The 17,349-nt window shown below is 60.9% G+C and carries 14 protein-coding genes and 1 pseudogene; 8 read left to right on the top strand and 7 right to left on the bottom strand.

The window, feature by feature from the left end:
* Positions 1–111 precede the first annotated feature (111 nt).
* The 5 genes and pseudogenes from ACORQT_RS07640 to sanA all read left to right on the top strand — a co-directional run bounded on the left by ACORQT_RS07640 (position 112) and on the right by sanA (position 5,066).
* On the top strand, positions 112–519 hold the full coding sequence (locus tag ACORQT_RS07640; RefSeq protein WP_206358101.1) for a CidA/LrgA family protein: 408 nt from the start codon (positions 112–114) through the stop codon (positions 517–519).
* Positions 516–1,212 (top strand): annotated as a pseudogene (locus ACORQT_RS07635) (CidB/LrgB family autolysis modulator). The gene ACORQT_RS07640 and the pseudogene ACORQT_RS07635 overlap by 4 nt, the downstream one beginning before the upstream one ends.
* A gap of 137 nt (positions 1,213–1,349) precedes the next feature.
* Positions 1,350–2,234, top strand: coding sequence for a cytidine deaminase (gene cdd, locus ACORQT_RS07630; RefSeq protein ID WP_072628019.1), 885 nt, complete (start codon positions 1,350–1,352; stop codon positions 2,232–2,234).
* 221 nt (positions 2,235–2,455) lie between these two features.
* The gene (locus tag ACORQT_RS07625; RefSeq protein ID WP_004938945.1) at positions 2,456–4,153 is read left to right on the top strand and encodes an NAD-dependent malic enzyme; all 1,698 of its coding nucleotides are present in this window, start codon (positions 2,456–2,458) and stop codon (positions 4,151–4,153) included.
* Positions 4,154–4,322: 169 nt separating this feature from the next.
* The gene (gene sanA / locus ACORQT_RS07620; protein ID WP_004938948.1) at positions 4,323–5,066 is read left to right on the top strand and encodes an outer membrane permeability protein SanA; all 744 of its coding nucleotides are present in this window, start codon (positions 4,323–4,325) and stop codon (positions 5,064–5,066) included.
* Between the two features lie 844 nt (positions 5,067–5,910).
* Here the strand turns inward: sanA and mglC are convergent.
* From mglC to ACORQT_RS07585, 7 genes are all read right to left on the bottom strand, one after another.
* Complete coding sequence (mglC, locus tag ACORQT_RS07615) at positions 5,911–6,921, bottom strand: galactose/methyl galactoside ABC transporter permease MglC (protein ID WP_033642445.1); 1,011 nt, start codon at positions 6,919–6,921, stop codon at positions 5,911–5,913.
* A gap of 11 nt (positions 6,922–6,932) precedes the next feature.
* Positions 6,933–8,441 carry a galactose/methyl galactoside ABC transporter ATP-binding protein MglA gene (mglA, locus tag ACORQT_RS07610; protein WP_004938959.1) on the bottom strand — a complete coding sequence of 503 codons (1,509 nt, stop codon included), beginning with the start codon at positions 8,439–8,441 and terminating at the stop codon, positions 6,933–6,935.
* A 99-nt stretch (positions 8,442–8,540) separates the two neighbouring features.
* Complete coding sequence (gene mglB, locus ACORQT_RS07605) at positions 8,541–9,533, bottom strand: galactose/glucose ABC transporter substrate-binding protein MglB (RefSeq protein ID WP_033650594.1); 993 nt, start codon at positions 9,531–9,533, stop codon at positions 8,541–8,543.
* A 265-nt stretch (positions 9,534–9,798) separates the two neighbouring features.
* Positions 9,799–10,836, bottom strand: a complete 1,038-nt coding sequence (gene galS, locus ACORQT_RS07600) for an HTH-type transcriptional regulator GalS (protein ID WP_042784038.1) — start codon at positions 10,834–10,836, stop codon at positions 9,799–9,801.
* A gap of 127 nt (positions 10,837–10,963) precedes the next feature.
* Positions 10,964–12,136 carry a DUF418 domain-containing protein YeiB gene (gene yeiB, locus ACORQT_RS07595; protein ID WP_042784037.1) on the bottom strand — a complete coding sequence of 391 codons (1,173 nt, stop codon included), beginning with the start codon at positions 12,134–12,136 and terminating at the stop codon, positions 10,964–10,966.
* Between the two features lie 79 nt (positions 12,137–12,215).
* Complete coding sequence (gene folE, locus ACORQT_RS07590) at positions 12,216–12,881, bottom strand: GTP cyclohydrolase I FolE (protein WP_004938969.1); 666 nt, start codon at positions 12,879–12,881, stop codon at positions 12,216–12,218.
* Between the two features lie 243 nt (positions 12,882–13,124).
* The gene (locus tag ACORQT_RS07585; protein WP_042784036.1) at positions 13,125–14,282 is read right to left on the bottom strand and encodes a YbfB/YjiJ family MFS transporter; all 1,158 of its coding nucleotides are present in this window, start codon (positions 14,280–14,282) and stop codon (positions 13,125–13,127) included.
* A gap of 105 nt (positions 14,283–14,387) precedes the next feature.
* Here ACORQT_RS07585 and ptrR point away from each other — a divergent pair, with 105 nt between their 5' ends.
* The 3 genes from ptrR to fghA are packed head-to-tail and all read left to right on the top strand — an operon-like array spanning position 14,388 to position 17,320.
* On the top strand, positions 14,388–15,308 hold the full coding sequence (gene ptrR / locus ACORQT_RS07580; protein WP_047572137.1) for a putrescine utilization regulator PtrR: 921 nt from the start codon (positions 14,388–14,390) through the stop codon (positions 15,306–15,308).
* Positions 15,309–15,338: 30 nt separating this feature from the next.
* Positions 15,339–16,463, top strand: coding sequence for an S-(hydroxymethyl)glutathione dehydrogenase/class III alcohol dehydrogenase (locus ACORQT_RS07575; protein WP_197752085.1), 1,125 nt, complete (start codon positions 15,339–15,341; stop codon positions 16,461–16,463).
* Between the two features lie 14 nt (positions 16,464–16,477).
* A complete protein-coding gene (gene fghA / locus ACORQT_RS07570; RefSeq protein WP_015377214.1) occupies positions 16,478–17,320 on the top strand; it encodes an S-formylglutathione hydrolase in 843 nt (280 codons plus the stop codon).
* Positions 17,321–17,349: the final 29 nt, after the last annotated feature.

Here is a 17,349-nt window from a genome sequence, read left to right as displayed (position 1 = left end):
GTCAACCCGCCGATCGCGCATGGCAGGCATAGCGAGAATTCATAGTGCGATCTGTGGCGTGGCTCACAGTTTAATTGTATGATGAATGCGTCAGTTAAACGGGAAAAGACAATGGCCAACGTGCTCACACTGTGCTGGAAATACCTCAGGGCCCTGCTCCTCATCTACCTGTGTCTGTTCGTCGGCAACGCAGTGGCGACGCTGCTGCCGTTCGCCATTCCCGGCAGCATCATCGGCATGCTCTTGCTGTTCGCGCTGCTCTCCACCCAGATCCTGCCGGCCAAATGGGTTAAACCCGGCTGTCATTTGCTGATCCGCTACATGGTGCTGCTGTTCGTGCCGATCGGCGTCGGCGTGATGAAATATTACGACCAGATCGTCGCGCATCTGGGCCCGCTGGTCATTTCTTGCCTGATCAGCACGCTGATGGTGCTGGTGGTGGTCGGCTATACCTCACACTATTTTCACCGCGAGCGGCGCATTGCCGGTAAGCCCGACGACACGGAGGGCAACTCATGATCCATGAAATCTGGTGGTCGCTGCCGCTGACGCTGGCGGTCTATTTCGCCGCGCGCTGGCTGGCGCGCCGGTTGAACATGCCGCTGCTCAATCCGCTGCTGGTGTCCATGGCGGTGATCATCCCGCTGCTGCTGCTCAGCGGTATTTCCTATGAGCGCTACTTCCCAGGGCAGCAGGATCCTCAACGATCTGCTGCAGCCGGCGGTCGTCGCGCTGGCCTTCCCGCTGTATGAGCAGTTGCACCAAATCCGCGCGCGCTGGAAGTCGATTATCACGGTGTGCTTCATCGGCAGCCTGACCGCCATGATCAGCGGCGGCGCCATCGCCCTGTGGTTGGGCGCCACGCCGGAAATCGCCGCCTCTATCTTGCCGAAATCGGTCACTACGCCGATCGCGATGGCCGTCGCGGACTCGCTCGGCGGCATTCCGGCGATCAGCGCGGTTTGCGTTATTTTCGTCGGCATCCTCGGCGCCGTGTTCGGCCACACGCTGTTCAACCTGTTGAAAATCACGACGCCCTCGGCGCGTGGCCTGGCGATGGGCACGGCTTCCCACGCGCTGGGCACCGCGCGCTGCGCGGAGATGGACTATCAGGAGGGCGCCTTCGGCTCGCTGGCGCTGGTGATCTGCGGCATCATCACCTCGCTGCTGGCGCCGTTTGTGTTTCCGGTGCTGTTGCATCTGTTCGGTTGATCAGGATGAAACTTGCGATACATCTCGCATTTACGCCTTTTATTGCATTGATTTCATCATTTAAGAGATATTGATCACACTTTAATGTCTCTGGCCTGCCTAGAATGTGATCCCGTTAACCTGTAGAGAGACCTTCCATGCATCCGCGTTTTCACACCGCTTTCAGCGCACTGCCCGCGACACTGCAATCCGCCCTGCAGCCCTATCTGGACGCGCCCGACTTTCCGGCGATGTTCACGGCCGAGCAAGCGGCGGCGATCCGCTCAGGTTGCGGGTTGGACGATGACGCGCTGGCATTCGCGCTGCTGCCGCTGGCGGCGGCCTGCTCGTTAACCCCGATATCGCATTTCCACGTCGGCGCCATCGCGCGCGGGCAAAGCGGCAATCTCTATTTCGGCGCCAATATGGAATTCAGCGGCGCGCCGCTGCAGCAATCCGTACATGCGGAACAAAGCGCAGTGACTCACGCCTGGCTGCGCGGCGAAAAAGCGCTGGCCTCGATCACCGTCAACTATACGCCGTGCGGCCACTGCCGCCAGTTTATGAATGAGCTGAACAGCGGCGGCGCGCTGCAAATCCGTTTGCCTGGCCGCGCACCGGCCACGCTGGCGGACTATCTGCCGGACGCCTTCGGCCCGAAAGATCTGGATGTCGCTTCACTGCTGATGGACGAGGTCAATCACGGGCATCAACTGCCGCTGAACGATGCGCTGACGCAAGCGGCGCTGGCGGCGGCCAACCGGAGCCACGCGCCGTACAGCAACGCCCACAGCGGCGTGGCGCTGGAAACGGCAGACGGCAGCCTCTACGCCGGCCGCTATGCGGAAAACGCCGCTTTTAACCCGAGTCTGCCGCCGCTGCAGGCCGCGCTGATCCTGCTGAACCTCTCCGGCGGCGACTGCCGAGCTATCCGTCGCGCCGTCCTGGCCGAGCCGCAGGACGCGAGCATCAGCCAATGGGACGCCACCCGCGTCACCCTGGCGGCGCTGGGTTGCCAAAACGTCAGCCGCGCCGCCTTCTAAGCGCACGACGGCGGGGCCATCCGGTTCCGCCGTTAACAGCACCGCCCGCCAAATACAATGCCCCGACGCCGCCAGAGACACTTTCTTTAGTTAAAAAATCATTTGATTGTCGATAATTACGCCAACCTGGTTCATCATCGGGCAACAAATGCTGTACATCTTCTCTTTATCTTTTAGGATCGTCGGCAATACAGTTATCTGATACGTGAAGAGTAAAACTGATGGAACTAGAATACGAAAGCAAACGCCCGCTCTACATCCCTTACGCCGGCCCGATTCTGCTGGAATTTCCGCTGCTGAACAAAGGCAGCGCTTTCACCGAGGAAGAACGTAGCCACTTCAACCTGCACGGCCTGCTGCCGGAAGCGGTGGAGACCATCGAAGAACAGGTGGAACGCGCCTACCGTCAGTATCAGGATTTCAAGAACGATAACGATAAGCACATCTACCTGCGCAACATCCAGGACACCAACGAAACCCTGTTCTATCGCCTGCTGGACTCGCACCTGAGCGAGATGATGCCAATCATCTACACCCCGACCGTCGGCGAGGCCTGCGAGCACTTCTCCGATATCTACCGCCGCGCGCGCGGGCTGTTCATCTCCTACCCGAACCGCGATCGCATCGATGACATGCTGCAAAACGCCACCAAGCAGAACGTCAAGGTGATCGTAGTGACCGACGGCGAACGCATTCTCGGCCTGGGCGACCAGGGCATCGGCGGCATGGGCATTCCCATCGGCAAGCTGTCGCTGTATACCGCCTGCGGCGGCATCAGCCCGGCCTATACCCTGCCGGTAGTGTTGGACGTCGGCACCAACAACCCGCAGCGCCTCAACGATCCGCTGTACATGGGCTGGCGCCATCCGCGCATCTCCGGCGAGGAATACCACGCCTTCGTCGAAGAGTTTATTCAGGCGGTCAAACGCCGCTGGCCGAACGTGCTGCTGCAGTTCGAAGACTTCGCGCAGAACAACGCCACCCCGCTGCTGAACCGCTACCGCGACGAGATCTGCTGCTTTAACGACGACATCCAGGGCACCGCCGCGGTCACCCTCGGCAGCCTGATCGCCGCCAGCCGCGCCGCCGGCAGCCAGCTGCGCGATCAGACCGTCACCTTCCTCGGCGCCGGTTCCGCCGGCTGCGGCATCGCCGAGCAGATCATCGCGCAGATGAAGTCCGAAGGGTTGAGCGAAGACGAAGCGCGCGCCCGCGTATTCATGGTTGACCGTTTCGGCCTGCTGACCGACAAACTGCCGAACCTGCTCGACTTCCAGAGCAAGCTGGTGCAGAAGAGCGACAACCTGGCCGGTTGGGAAACCGCCAGCGACGCCATCTCGCTGCTGGACGTGGTGCGCAACGCCAAGCCGACCATTCTGATCGGCGTTTCCGGCCAGCCGGGGCTGTTTACCGAAGAGCTGATCCGCGAGATGCACAAGCACTGCGAACGCCCTATCGTGATGCCGCTGTCCAACCCAACCTCGCGCGTGGAAGCCCGTCCGGAAGACATCATCAACTGGACCGACGGCGCCGCCCTGGTCGCGACCGGCAGCCCGTTTGCGCCGGTAAGCTACAAAGAGCAGCTGTACCCGATTGCCCAGTGCAACAACTCCTACATCTTCCCGGGCATCGGTTTGGGCGTGCTGGCCTCCGGCGCCACCCGCGTCACCGACGCCATGCTGATGGCCGCCAGCCGCGCGCTGGCGGATTGTTCGCCGCTGGCGACCGACGGCCACGGCGCGCTGCTGCCGAATATCGACGATATTCAGGGCGTATCCAAGTGCATCGCCATGGAAGTGGGCAAAGCGGCGCAGCTGCAGGGTGTGGCGATCGTCACCTCCGAAGACGCGCTGTCGAAAGCCATCGAGCACAACTTCTGGCGGCCGCAGTACCGCAGCTATAAGCGCACCTCGTTCTGATTGACGCGCTGAAATGACCCAGCCCGGCTCCGCCGGGCTTTTTTGTGCGGCAAAACCGCCGAAAAATGCGGCGACGCGCGTGCTTCAGGCGGTTCGCGTCTTGCGTCGGTCGGTCAGGTAAAGTAGCCTTGATCCATCTTTTTCAGCCCGGCGCGCGTAAGGCAACAACATGTGGAAACGCCTGATAATCAGCCTGTTCATCATCATTGCGGTGTTGATGGGCTCGGCTATTGCGCTCGATCGCTGGATCAGCTGGAAAACCGCGCCTTACGTCTACGACGAACTGCAGGAATTGCCGCATCGCCAGGTCGGCGTAGTGCTCGGCACCGCCAAGTATTATCGCACCGGCGTGATCAACCAGTACTACCGTTACCGCATTCAGGGAGCGATCAACGCTTATAACAGCGGCAAGGTAAAATACCTGCTGCTGAGCGGCGACAATGCCCAGCAAAGCTATAACGAACCGATGACCATGCGCCGCGATCTGATCGCCGCCGGCGTGGCGCCGAGCGATATCGTGCTGGATTACGCCGGCTTCCGCACCCTGGATTCCATCGTGCGCACCCGCAAGGTGTTCGACACCAACGATTTCATCATCATCACCCAGCGCTTCCACTGCGAGCGCGCGCTGTTTATCGCCCTGCACATGGGCATTCAGGCGCAGTGTTACGCGGTGCCGTCGCCAAAGGACATGATGACGGTGCGCGCCCGCGAGATCTTCGCCCGTCTGGGCGCGCTGACCGATCTGTACATCCTCAAGCGCGAGCCGCGCTTCCTCGGCCCGCTGATCCCGATCTCCGCCATGCACACCGTGCCGGAAGACGCCCAGGGTTATCCCGCCGTCTCGCCTGAACAGTTGGTGGAGCTGGAGCACAAGCTGAAAGAAGAGAAACAGAAAGCCAAACAGCCCTGACGCGGCAAACGCCCAAAAAAGCCGGAAGAATAGGCCTAATGCCGGTCACTTAAGCCTGACTGGTATTTTTTATCCAGTCTCTTTACGTGACGTGCAGGATGAATTGCCGTAAATCCCCCGAATTTCTCTGTTACTACAATGAACGGCAATTGGAGGGGCCGAAGGCGCGGCCCCTCCACCCGCGCCCTTGCTTAACACCGTCTGTCCGCTGTGCGGAAATTACTCGGCCCACCCTGGGCCTCGCCCCTTCGGGGCCGCTGCAAGCAGCGTTCAAATCTGCTCCCGGCAGATTTGTCCTCGCCGCGTCTGCATTGTCGGGCGGGTCGGCTGCGACAAACGTCCCTGTTAGTCTCGCCTCAACCGGCCTTCCCTGGCCGGTTGCCCCTGACAACGCCGTCTTGCTCGGCAGCCGGTGATGCGCGCCTAAGGTCAACACCCGAGCTGGCAGCTACCGGGCAACCTGTCCCTTATGAGGTTATGACAGAGAAGCGTAATCGGAGATGAGCACGGTATTGGACGCCCTTGAAGACGCCGAACGCAGGCATAGTGCATTAGGAGAAACCGCCATGGACGGCGGTTTCAGGTGAGACAGGCAGGGACGCCTGTCGCAACCGGCCTCAATGCGCTATGGCGGAGAGAGGGCAGTTGGCAAAGCCAACCGTCTGATAGGGCAAAGGCGCGGGTTGCCAGGGGCCGCGCCTTCGGCCCCTGGCTCGGTCGAGGTGCTGGAGCCTCATGATGCACCTCTCATTTATCGACCGAAAACGACTCGAGTACTTCAAAAAAACGCTAACTGACCAGCATTAGGCAATAGGCCGGCCTTGTCGTCTCTGCTGCGGCAGATCTACTTCTTCTTGGCGTATTTCAACGAGTCCAGCGCCACGGCGAAGATGATGATGCTGCCCTTGATGATGTACTGCCAGTACGGGTTGATGCCGATATAGGTCAGGCCGTAGTTGATGACGGTAAAGATGATCACCCCGGTCACCACGCCCCACACCGTACCCACCCCGCCGGCAAATGAGACGCCCCCCACCACGCAGGCGGCGATGGCGTCCAGCTCATACATAAAGCCGAGGTTGTTGGTGGCGCTGCCGATGCGCCCCGCTTCCAGCAAGCCGCCGAAGGCATAGAACACGCCGGACAGCGCATAGATCATGATCAGGTTCAGCGGCACATTGACGCCGGACACTTTGGCCGCTTCCGGGTTGCCGCCGATGGCGAAGATGTTCTTGCCGAAGCGGGTCTTGGTCCACAAGATCCAGACGAAAATGATGGCAATCAGCGCATAGAAGGTGATGTACGACAGCTTGAAGTCGCCGAAGCGCAAGAAGCCTTGGGCAAAGGTGGAGAACTTCGGATCGAAGCCGGCGACCGGCGACGCGCCGACCGAATCGTAATACAGCGAGTTGATGCCGTAGACGATGATCATGGTGCCCAACGTGGTGATGAACGGCGTCACGTTGAGGTAGGCGATAATCAGGCCGTTAACCAGGCCGATCACCGCGCCGACCGCACACACCAGCAGGATAACCACGGGAATCGACCAGGTTTCCATGTGCGGGAACACTTTGTTGACGTTATCCATCGACTGCAGCAGCGTGGCCGCCACCACCGCCGCCAGCCCCACCTGCCGCCCGGCGGACAGGTCGGTGCCCTGGGTCACGATCAATCCCGCCACGCCCAGCGCGATGATGATGCGCACCGAAGACTGCGTCAGGATATTGCTCAGGTTCATCAGGCTGAGGAAAGTGGGGTCCTGAATGATGATGATGGCCAACAGCACCAGCAACACCACGTAAATGCCGCCTTCCTTGAAATAGGTAAATAAGGTTTTTTTATTTAGCGCGTTCATAATTCGAATCCTTAAAGGTGCAGGGAGGCGAGACGTAAGATTTCATTTTGCGAGGTCTGTTTGGTGTTAACGATGCCCGCAACCTGACCATTGCTCATCACCAAAATACGGTCGGTGATCCCCAAAAGCTCCGGCATTTCGGACGAGACGATAATGATCCCCTTGCCCTTCTTCGCCAGCTCGGTCATCAGCTGATAGATCTCGAACTTGGCGCCCACGTCGATGCCGCGCGTCGGTTCATCCAGCATCAGGATCTCCGGCTGCGTCAGCAGCCAACGGCCGATGATCACCTTTTGCTGATTGCCGCCGGACAGCGAGCCGATATGGGTGTGATGCCCCGGCGTTTTCACCCGCATGGCGTCGATCACCCACTGGGTGTCACTCTTCATCCGCGCGTTGTCCAGCAGGCCGAGCTTGTTTTTATAATTGCGGATGTTGGAGATCAGCGAGTTGAAACCCACGTCGAGGTAGGCGTAAATCCCGGTGGATCGCCGCTCTTCGGTCACCAGCGCGAAACCGTGGTTAATCGCTTCGTTGGCGCTGTGGTTGTCGATCGCCTTGCCGTGCAGCTTGATAGTGCCCGCCACCTTCTCGCGAATGCCGAACAGCGTCTCGACGATGTCGGTGCGCTTGGCGCCCACCAGCCCGGCGATGCCGAGGATCTCGCCCTGGTGCAGATCGAAGGACACATCGCGGATCGAAGGCTGGCGCAGCGACGTCAGGTTCTTCACCTCGAGGATCACCTCACCCGGCGTGTTCTGCCTGTCGGGGAAACGCTGGCTCAGCGAGCGGCCGACCATCATGGCGATGATCTTGTCCATATCCAGCCCTTCCAGCGGCTGGGTGGCGATCCACTGGCCGTCGCGCAGCACCGTTATCTCGTCACACAGCTGGAAGATCTCTTCCATCTTGTGCGAGATATAGACGATGCCGCAGCCGCGCTCTTTCAGCTTGCGGATGATGGTGAACAGGTGATTGACCTCTTTCTCCGTCAACGAAGAGGTCGGTTCGTCCATGATGACGATCTTGGCGTCATAGGAAAACGCTTTGGCGATCTCGATCATCTGCATCTGCGACACCGACAGGTTGCCCACCTTTTCGCGCGGGTTGATGTCGATATCCAGCTCGTCGAAGATCGCCTGAGTGTCTTTGAACATCTTGTCCTGATCGACGAACAGGCCTTTGGTCGGGTAGCGTCCCAGCCACATGTTGTCCATCACGGTGCGTTGCAGCACCAGGTTCAGCTCCTGATGCACCATGGAAACGCCGTGCTCCAGCGCTTCCTTCGAGCTCTTGAAGTCGATTTCCCGGCCCTGAAATACAATGCTGCCGCTGTCTTTTTTGTAAATGCCGAACAGGCATTTCAACAACGTCGATTTCCCCGCGCCGTTCTCCCCCATCAGGGCGTGAATGGAGTGCGGACGGACGCGTAAATTGACATTGTCCAAGGCTTTGACGCCGGGAAATGACTTACAAATATCCGTCATTTCCAGCAAAAATTCGCGTGAGCTATCGGCCATAAATACACCTGGCTTAACGATCTTGCAGTCGTAAACATCCCCGCCGGCGGTATCCCTGGTGTTGGCGCCGCAGGCGGGGTCTTAGCGGGATCTCAATTCTTATTTAATGAACTGAGACAGGTTGTCTTTATCTACGCCGACGTAAGGGATACGCACGACTTTATTTTCGATTTTATATTGGGTGCCTTCGGTGGCCGGTTTGCCCGCCGCCAGGTTTTTCGCCAGCTCGAAGGTGGCCTTCGCCTGATTGTCGGCGTCGTTCAGCACCGTGCCCGCCATCGCGCCGGATTTCACCAGCGCCAGCGCTTCAGGCAGCGCATCCACGCCGAACACCGGAATACTGGTCTTGTTGTGCGCTTTCAGCGCTTCCACCGCGCCCATCGCCATGGCGTCGTTGTTGGCGATCACCACTTCGATCTTGTTGGCGTTCGGGCCGGAGAGCCAGGCGTCCATCTTGTCTTTCGCCTGCGCGGTATCCCACATCGCGGTATCCAACTGCAGCTGTTGGGTCTTGATGCCTTTCTCGTTCAGCGTTTTCACCACGTAGGTGGTGCGCGCTTCGGCATCCGGGTGGCCCGGCTCGCCCTTCAGCAGCACGAATTGGATCTGGCCGTCTTTGTTCAGATCCCAGGCCGGATTGGCTTTCCAGTGTTTGGCGATCAGTTCGCCCTGGATCACGCCGGACTCTTTGGAATCGGTGCCGACGTAATACGCCTTGTCATAGCTGTCCAGCGCTTTGCGGGAAGGTTCTTTGTTGTAGAACACCACCGGGATATCGTTTGCGCGCGCCTTATCGATAACCACCGGCGCCGCGGCCGGGTCGACCAGGTTGATCGCCAGCGCTTTCACGCCCTTGGCCAGCAGCACGTCGATCTGATCGTTCTGTTTGGACTGGTCGTTCTGCGAGTCATTCATCAACAGGGTAACGTCCGGTGACGCCTTGGCGTCTTTCTCGATCGCTTTGCGCACCACCGACATGAAGTTGTCGTCGTATTTGTAAATCGTGACGCCAATACGGGTATCAGCATGGGCTGCGGCGCCAAACATCATGGCAGCGGCCATGGCGGCCAGGGTGAAAACCTTCTTATTCATTGTCAATCTCCGGTTCTGTGTAGGGTATTACTCGTCTTTGAGCCAATGGTCACCGGCAGTGCACGCACCCCAGGCCAGGCGATTTCCACTCAACACCTGTCGTCCGTGGATCTTGTTATTTCCGAGAAATGCTGTGTCAGCGCGAGATAAACGGTTACAGCGGCAAGGGCCTTTGCGCCTGAAAACGCCTAGAGCATAGACGGCGTGATGTTAATATTCTGTGAATTTTCTCACAGATTGAAAACGGTTACACAAGATTAAATCGTCAGAGAGTGACCGTCGCCTCACTTTGCCAGGGGGCGACAGAATGGCGCCGCACCAGCGTCGGCATGAACAGATGGCTCGCCTGCGGCTCCGCCAGGCCTGCTGCGCCCTGTAATGCCAGCTCGGTCGCCAACGTGGCCATCGAAACGATCGGGTAACGCACCGTGGTAAGTTTGGGGCTGGTGTAGCGCGCGATGGGAATATCGTCGAAGCCGATCAGCGAGAAATGCTGCGGCACCGTGATACCGTTTTCTTTCAGCACCGCCATGGCGCCGGCGGCCATGGCGTCGTTGTAGGCGAACACCGCGCTCAGCTGTAAGTTGCGCCCCAGCAGCTCGACCATCGCCGCCTCGCCGCCCTGCAGATCCGGCGAACCGTACGCGCGCCAGCTGTCGGGCGTCGCCAGCCCGGCGGCGGCCATCGCCTGCGCATAGCCTTGCTGACGCAGCGGCCCGTCTTCGATCGGGTGATTGGAGCCCAGATAACCGATGCGCCGATGGCCCTGCGAGAGCAGAAGACGCATCGCCATGTCAGCGCCACTGACGTTGTCCAGCCCAACGCAGCGCGGCTCATAGCCGGGGATAATTCGATTGATCAGCACCATGCCCGGCACCTGCTCCAGAAAGCCGATCAGTTCGGCGTCGCTCAAGGCTTTGGCGTGAACAATCAGGGCGTTACAGCGCTGACGGATCAGCACTTCGATCGCATGGCGCTCTTTATCCGCCTGATGATAGCTGTTGCCGATCAGCAGATACTTGTGGTGTTTCTGCGCCACCGTGTCTACCGCTTTCACCAGCGCGCCGAAGAATGGATCGGACACGTCCATCACCACCACGCCCAGCGTATCGCTGCTTTGGGTCGCCAGCGCCTGTGCATTGGCGTTGGGGCGGTAGCCCAGTTCCGCCACCGCCTGCAGCACCTGTTCGCGCGTCTCTTTGCTGGTCAGCGCGCTGTGATTGAGCACGCGAGACACGGTCGCCACGGAGACGCCGGCGCGTTTCGCCACGTCGCGAATAGTGATCGGATGAACTGGAGGCATGCGGGATCCTGAAATCGGGGTAGTGGCCGGTGGCGCTATCCTACCCCGATTGACCCGCAGCTCTGCGTGAATTACGTCACAGGAAAGAAAACGTTTACATACATTTTTTTAACCTGCCGATGGGCGCTCACTTCAGCGCTTTGGATTCCGTTTCACCGGCGGCCATCTGCGTCAATTTGCGCCACAGCCATTCCATCGGCCCCTGTTCGAAGTAACGCAGCCACAGCGCGGAAAAGACCAGGTTGACCAACCAGACCAGAGGCACAAACGCCAACAGCTGAAGCCGGTCGAACTGCTCATAGAGGCCAAAGCGATAAAACAGCGTAGTGCAGATCAGCGTTTGCAACAGGTAGTTGCTCAGCGCCATGCGCCCCACCTGGCTCAGCCAGTGGGCGATGCGCAGGCGCGACAGCGCGGGCCAGAAACCGTAACACAGCGCCAGATAGCCCAGCGCCTGCAGCGGCGCGCCCAGCTCGCGCGGCACCTGCAGCAGGAAACCGCTCCAGCGATAGTCCCAGTGCACCTGCCATTGCAGCGCCACCGCCGGCAGTTGGATCAGCACGGACAGCGGCAACAGCCACGCCGCCTGCCGCAGGTAATAGCCGGAGGAATAGCTGCCGCGCAGCCAGCCGCTGCGCATTAGCCCGGCGCCGAACAGCATCAGCCCCGCCAGCTCCCAGCCATACTGCGCGCCGATGGCCAGCAGGCTGGACGAGAGCAGATCGGCGCGGCTGCGCCAGGCTTCGAAACCGCCCTGCAGCTTCCAGAACTTCTCGTACTGCAACTCCGCCACGCCCGGCTGCCAGAAGCTGCCCGGTTCACCGTGCGAGACAAAACCGAGCAGCAGCAGCACCGCCACGCCGATCAGGTAGAGCACCACGCCGGTTTTCAGCAGTTGGAATGTGTCTTTGGCTTCGCGGATCATGCGCCAGCACACCAGGCCGATCAGCCCGTAGGCCAACAGAATGTCGCCGTCCCACAGGAAGATGGCGTGCGCGAGGCCGAACAGCACCAGCCACGACAGCCGCGCGCGGATCCAGCTTTTGCCGCGTCGCAGCAGCATTTGCAGCCCGGCGCCGAACAGCAGTGCGAACATCGCCAGGAACTTGGCCTGGGCGAAGAGATCCAGCAGCGCCCAGGTCCAGGCGTCGCGCGATGACGGCATCCCCAGATAGGCCGGATTGAGGTAGGCGGCCTTCGGCAAGCCGAAGGCGCTGATGTTCAGCAATAAGATGCCGAGGATGGCGATGCCGCGCACGCAGTCCAGCGTGGCGATGCGCGGCAGAGGATGACTGTTCATTTTTTATCGCTGTCTTCCGCTCATGAAAAAGGCGCCCGCAGGCGCCTGTTGTCGTTTTGCGAGTCGCCCCGCAACGCCATCACCCCTGGTGATGGCGCACCGCGCGCAGGAACTCCTGGCGGGTATTTTGGCTGGACTTGAACAGCCCCCCCAACGAGGTGGTGGTGGTGGCGCTGGTCGCGTCGCGAATGCCGCGCGCTTTGACACAATAATGGACTGCATCGATCGATACCGCCACGTTATTGGTGCCGAGCAGGGTCTGCAGCGCAACCAGGATCTGCTGGGTCAGGCGCTCTTGCACCTGCGGACGCTGGGAGAAGAACTGCACAATGCGGTTGATCTTCGACAGACCGATCACCGAGTCTTTCGGGATATAGGCCACGGTGGCCTTGCCGTCGATGGTGACGAAGTGGTGTTCACAGGTGCTGGTCAGCGTGATATCGCGCACCGTCACCATCTCATCCACCTTCATTTTGTTCTCGATGACGGTGATTTTCGGGAAGTTGGCGTAGTCCAGACCGGAGAAGATCTCGTCGACATACATTTTGGCGATGCGATGCGGCGTTTCCGCCAGGCTGTCGTCAGACAGATCGAGATTCAGCAGCTGCATGATTTCGGTCATGTGCTCTTTGATGCGACGCTTGCGCGTTTCGCGATCCAGCACTTCCCCGCGCAGCGGTGTCTCCAGACCACGCTCTTCCAGTGCCGCATGCACCAGAGCGGCTTCTTTACTTAATGATGTCATGTATTTGTTCTCCTGCGGACGGAACCCGCCGGCGGCCTGATAGGGCGTGCGGCCGGCGAATTGCTTGCTCTCGTGACGGCAGAGTTTTCGTGGTGGATAACGTGAACCCGGTCAAGATTTTGCCCCCACTGTAGATGAGAGCGCGGCGATTATCCAGTGATAGTGCTTCATCCAGAGGTGAAATCTTCGCATTTAGCACAATCAGGCCGGCTGCGGGTCTCCACGCTTTTGTATGGATTTTAATCACCGAGTCGCCGTTTTTTGCGCCAACCGCCGCGCCGGGGTATTCACCGCCAGCCCTCCGGCCACCAACAGCGCTATCACCGCCACATACAGCGCCGGTTCCAGCCGATGGGTCAAGCCGGTCGACAGCGCCGACAGCATCGGCCCAACCAGCTGGCCGATCGCATAACCGGTGGTCAGCAATCCGGCCATGTAACGCGCATGGCGCGGCGCCAGTTCACGGCCGTGCTGAAGGGCGAGCTGCACCACACAGAGGAAACCGCCGCCGGTCAGCAACGCCCCGAGCGCCAGGCCGGCCACGCCCGGCACCACTTCGGCGCTCAGTACGCCGAGCGCCTGTACCCACAGCGTGATCGCCAACCGGGTTTGGGTGGTCAGTCGATGGCGGGTCACAATGCCGATAACGATCCCCAGCACCGCCGCGCCGCCGAACACCGGCCAGACGAACTGCGCGAACAGGCTGTCGGGAAAACGCGCCGCCGCCATCTGCGACAAGAAGGTCGCCGGCAGGATATAGCCGAAGCCGGCCAGGCTGTAGCTCCACACCAGACGCTTGAGCGCCGGCGTCAGCAGCAGCGGCTCCGGGGCTACGTCCGGGCGATGCAGCTCGCCGCTGCGCGGCAGAAAGGCGCTAATCCCCCCGACCAGCACCAGCGCCAGCCCGCCATACACCAGCCAGGCCTGCGCCGCCGTCAGCCCCAGCGCGTTGATGCCCACCGCCAGCATGCCGCTGAGGAAGATGCCGGCGCCCGGCCCGGCGAACACCGCCGCGCTCAGCGCCGGCCGGCCGTAGTGCGCCAACCGCTCGTTGGTCCAGGCCGCCACCAGCACCATCGCCCAGCCGCTGGCCCAGCCGATGACGAAGCGCAGCGCGCCGTGCGTCCATTCATCCTGCGCCAACGCCGACAGCAGCGTCAGCGCCATCGCGCCCCATACGCCCAGCCACAGGCGCCGCTCGACGTGGCGCGTAGCGCGCATCGCGTCGTAGGCGCCGCACAGATAGCCCAAATAGTTGATCGCCGCCACCAGCCCAGCGCCGGTCAGGCTGAACTGGTGGTCAGCGATCATCAGTGGCACCTGAGGGGTGAAAGCGAAGCGGCCAATGCCCATCGCCACGATCAGCGCGGCAAACCCGCTCAAGGCAATACGTAAAGCCATACCGGTATCCAAAAGGTTAAAAGAAAGTTGCCAGTATCATGCCGCAGTATTAAACTCACAAAAACTGAATAATAGTCATCAAGTTCATCACGAAACGAGAACATTATGGATCTGACCCAGCTTCGCATGTTCTGCTGCGTAGCGGAAACCGGCTCGGTCGCCCGCGCCGCCGAGCAGCTGCACCGCGTGCCGTCGAATCTGACCACCCGGCTGCGCCAGCTCGAGCAGGAACTGGGCGCCGATCTGTTTATCCGCGAAAAACAGCGCCTGCGCCTGTCGCCGATGGGCCATAACTTTCTGTGCTACGCCAATCGCATCCTGGCGCTGAGCGACGAGGCGATGAGCATCACCCATGCCGGCGAACCGGCGGGCAACTTCGCTCTCGGCTCGATGGAGAGCACCGCCGCCACCCGCCTGCCCTCGCTGCTGGCGGCTTACCACCAGCGTTTCTCGCAGGTGTCTCTGTCGCTGACTACCGGCACCTCCGGCGAAATCGCCGATCGGGTGCGCGCCGGCACGCTGGCGGCAGCGCTGGTCGACGGCCCGGTGCCCTATGACGAGCTGAACGGCTGCATCGCCTATCCTGAACATATGGTGGTGATCTCCTGTCTCGATCACGCGCCGATCCACAGCGCCAAAGACGCCAACGGCGAAACGCTGTTCGCCTTTCGCGCCAGCTGCTCCTACCGCCTGCGGCTGGAGGCCTGGTTCAAGCGCGAAGGCGCGCGGCCGGGGCAGATCATGGAGATCCAGTCCTATCACGCCATGCTGGCCTGCGTCGCCAGCGGCGCCGGGCTGGCGATGATCCCGCATTCGGTGCTCAGCCTGCTGCCGGGCCATGAGCGGGTTCGGGTTCACACCCTGCCGCCGGACGTGGCCGACACCGCCACCTGGCTGCTGTGGCGCCGCGACGCGTTCGGGCCGAACGTGCGCGCGCTGAAAGAATTGATTATTGAACAGACGGAAACCGCCGCTGTTGATGAAAACACCCCCAACGATTTATCAGACGTTGTCGATATCGCCTGATTTAAAAAGAAAACCACTGAGGAGACTATGATGGAGATGATCAAAACCCGCGCCGCCGTTGCCTGGAGCCCGAACCAGCCGCTGAAGATCGAAGAAGTCGAGCTGATGCCACCGCAAAAAGGCGAAGTGCTGGTGCGGATCGTCGCCACCGGCGTTTGTCACACCGACGCCTACACCCTGTCCGGCAAAGATCCGGAAGGCGTGTTCCCGGCGATCCTCGGCCACGAGGGCGGCGGCGTGGTGGAAGCGGTCGGTGAAGGCGTCACCAGCGTGGCGGTCGGCGACCACGTGATCCCGCTCTACACCCCGGAGTGCGGCGAGTGCAAATTCTGTAAATCCGGCAAGACCAACCTGTGCCAGGCGATCCGCGCCACCCAGGGCAAAGGCCTGATGCCGGACGGCACCACCCGCTTCTTCAAGGACGGCAAGCCAATCTTCCACTACATGGGCACTTCCACCTTCTCCGAATACACCGTGGTGCCGGAGATTTCACTGGCGAAAATCAACAAGGAAGCGCCGCTGGAGGAAGTGTGCCTGCTGGGCTGTGGCGTCACTACCGGCATGGGCGCGGTGATGAACACCGCCAAAGTGCAACCGGGCGACACCGTGGCGATCTTCGGCCTGGGCGGCATCGGCCTGTCGGCGATCATCGGCGCGCAGATGGCTGGCGCGGGCCGCATCATCGGCATCGACATCAACACCAGCAAGTTCGATCTGGCGCGCAAGCTGGGCGCTACCGATCTGATCAACCCGAAAGACTATGACAAACCGATTCAGGAGGTGATCGTCGAGCTGACCGACGGCGGCGTCGACTTCTCCTTCGAGTGCATCGGCAACGTCAACGTGATGCGTTCCGCGCTGGAATGCTGCCACAAGGGCTGGGGGGAATCGGTGATCATCGGCGTCGCGGGCGCCGGCGAAGAGATCTCGACCCGGCCGTTCCAGCTGGTCACCGGCCGCGTCTGGCGCGGCTCGGCATTCGGCGGCGTCAAGGGCCGTTCACAGCTGCCGGGCATCGTCGAGCGCTATCTGGACGGCGAATTCGCGCTGAACGACTTTATCACCCACACCATGGGGCTGGAGCAGATCAACGAAGCGTTCGATTTGATGCACGAAGGCAAATCGATCCGTTCCGTCATCCACTTCGACAAATAAGCCAGGAGGCAGAGATGACGTTGTCATTGGAACTTCTCGAAGAGCACCGCATGTTCGGCGGCTGGCAACAGCGTTATCGCCACGCGGCGCAGAGCCTGAATTGCAACATGACATTCAGCATCTACCTGCCGCCGCCGCGCGATGACAACCCGCCGCCGGTGCTGTACTGGCTGTCGGGGCTGACCTGCAACGACGAGAACTTCACGTTGAAAGCCGGCGCGCAGCGCATCGCCGCCGAGCTGGGCCTGGTGCTGGTGATGCCGGACACCAGCCCGCGTGGCGACGAGGTGCCGAACGACGAAGGCTACGACCTGGGCCAGGGCGCCGGGTTCTACCTGAACGCCACCCAAGCGCCGTGGGATCGTCACTTCCGCATGTACGACTACATCAGCGCCGAACTGCCGGCGCTGATAGAACAGCACTTCAGCGTCAGCGATCGTCAGTCGATCTTCGGCCACTCGATGGGCGGCCACGGCGCGCTGATGATGGCGTTTCGCAACCCGCAGCGCTTCCGCTCGGTATCGGCCTTCGCGCCGATCGTCAACCCGTGCCAGGTGCCGTGGGGCCGCAAGGCATTCACCGCCTATCTGGGCAGCGACGAGAGCCAGTGGCTGCAGTACGACAGCTGCCATCTGCTGGCCAGCGGCGCGGAAAAAATGCCGGTCCTTATCGATCAGGGCGATGACGACCAGTTCCTGGCCGATCAGCTGCAGCCGGCGCGGCTGGCCGAACTGGCGCGCCAGCGCGACTGGCCGCTGACGCTGCGCATTCAGCCGGGGTACGATCACAGCTACTTCACCATCGCCACCTTCGTGGAAGATCACCTGCGTTTCCACGCCGAGCACCTGTTCCGCTGATAAAAAAATCCGGGCGGTTTAACCGCCCG

Source organism: Serratia sp. (in: enterobacteria) (genome assembly GCF_052400455.1).
GTDB lineage: Bacteria > Pseudomonadota > Gammaproteobacteria > Enterobacterales > Enterobacteriaceae > Serratia > Serratia ureilytica.
Note: the sequence above shows the minus strand (reverse complement) of the source record. Positions and strands in the feature narration are given on the sequence as shown.

Excerpts from the sequence above, each read along its gene's own strand:
- ACORQT_RS07640 (WP_206358101.1), top strand. The coding sequence starts at position 112 with ATGGCCAACGTGCTCACACTGTGCTGGAAATACCTCAGGGCCCTGCTC.
- cdd (WP_072628019.1), top strand. The coding sequence starts at position 1,350 with ATGCATCCGCGTTTTCACACCGCTTTCAGCGCACTGCCCGCGACACTG.
- ACORQT_RS07625 (WP_004938945.1), top strand. The coding sequence starts at position 2,456 with ATGGAACTAGAATACGAAAGCAAACGCCCGCTCTACATCCCTTACGCC.
- sanA (WP_004938948.1), top strand. The coding sequence starts at position 4,323 with ATGTGGAAACGCCTGATAATCAGCCTGTTCATCATCATTGCGGTGTTG.
- mglC (WP_033642445.1), bottom strand. The coding sequence starts at position 6,921 with ATGAACGCGCTAAATAAAAAAACCTTATTTACCTATTTCAAGGAAGGC.
- mglA (WP_004938959.1), bottom strand. The coding sequence starts at position 8,441 with ATGGCCGATAGCTCACGCGAATTTTTGCTGGAAATGACGGATATTTGT.
- mglB (WP_033650594.1), bottom strand. The coding sequence starts at position 9,533 with ATGAATAAGAAGGTTTTCACCCTGGCCGCCATGGCCGCTGCCATGATG.
- galS (WP_042784038.1), bottom strand. The coding sequence starts at position 10,836 with ATGCCTCCAGTTCATCCGATCACTATTCGCGACGTGGCGAAACGCGCC.
- yeiB (WP_042784037.1), bottom strand. The coding sequence starts at position 12,136 with ATGAACAGTCATCCTCTGCCGCGCATCGCCACGCTGGACTGCGTGCGC.
- folE (WP_004938969.1), bottom strand. The coding sequence starts at position 12,881 with ATGACATCATTAAGTAAAGAAGCCGCTCTGGTGCATGCGGCACTGGAA.
- ACORQT_RS07585 (WP_042784036.1), bottom strand. The coding sequence starts at position 14,282 with ATGGCTTTACGTATTGCCTTGAGCGGGTTTGCCGCGCTGATCGTGGCG.
- ptrR (WP_047572137.1), top strand. The coding sequence starts at position 14,388 with ATGGATCTGACCCAGCTTCGCATGTTCTGCTGCGTAGCGGAAACCGGC.
- ACORQT_RS07575 (WP_197752085.1), top strand. The coding sequence starts at position 15,339 with ATGGAGATGATCAAAACCCGCGCCGCCGTTGCCTGGAGCCCGAACCAG.
- fghA (WP_015377214.1), top strand. The coding sequence starts at position 16,478 with ATGACGTTGTCATTGGAACTTCTCGAAGAGCACCGCATGTTCGGCGGC.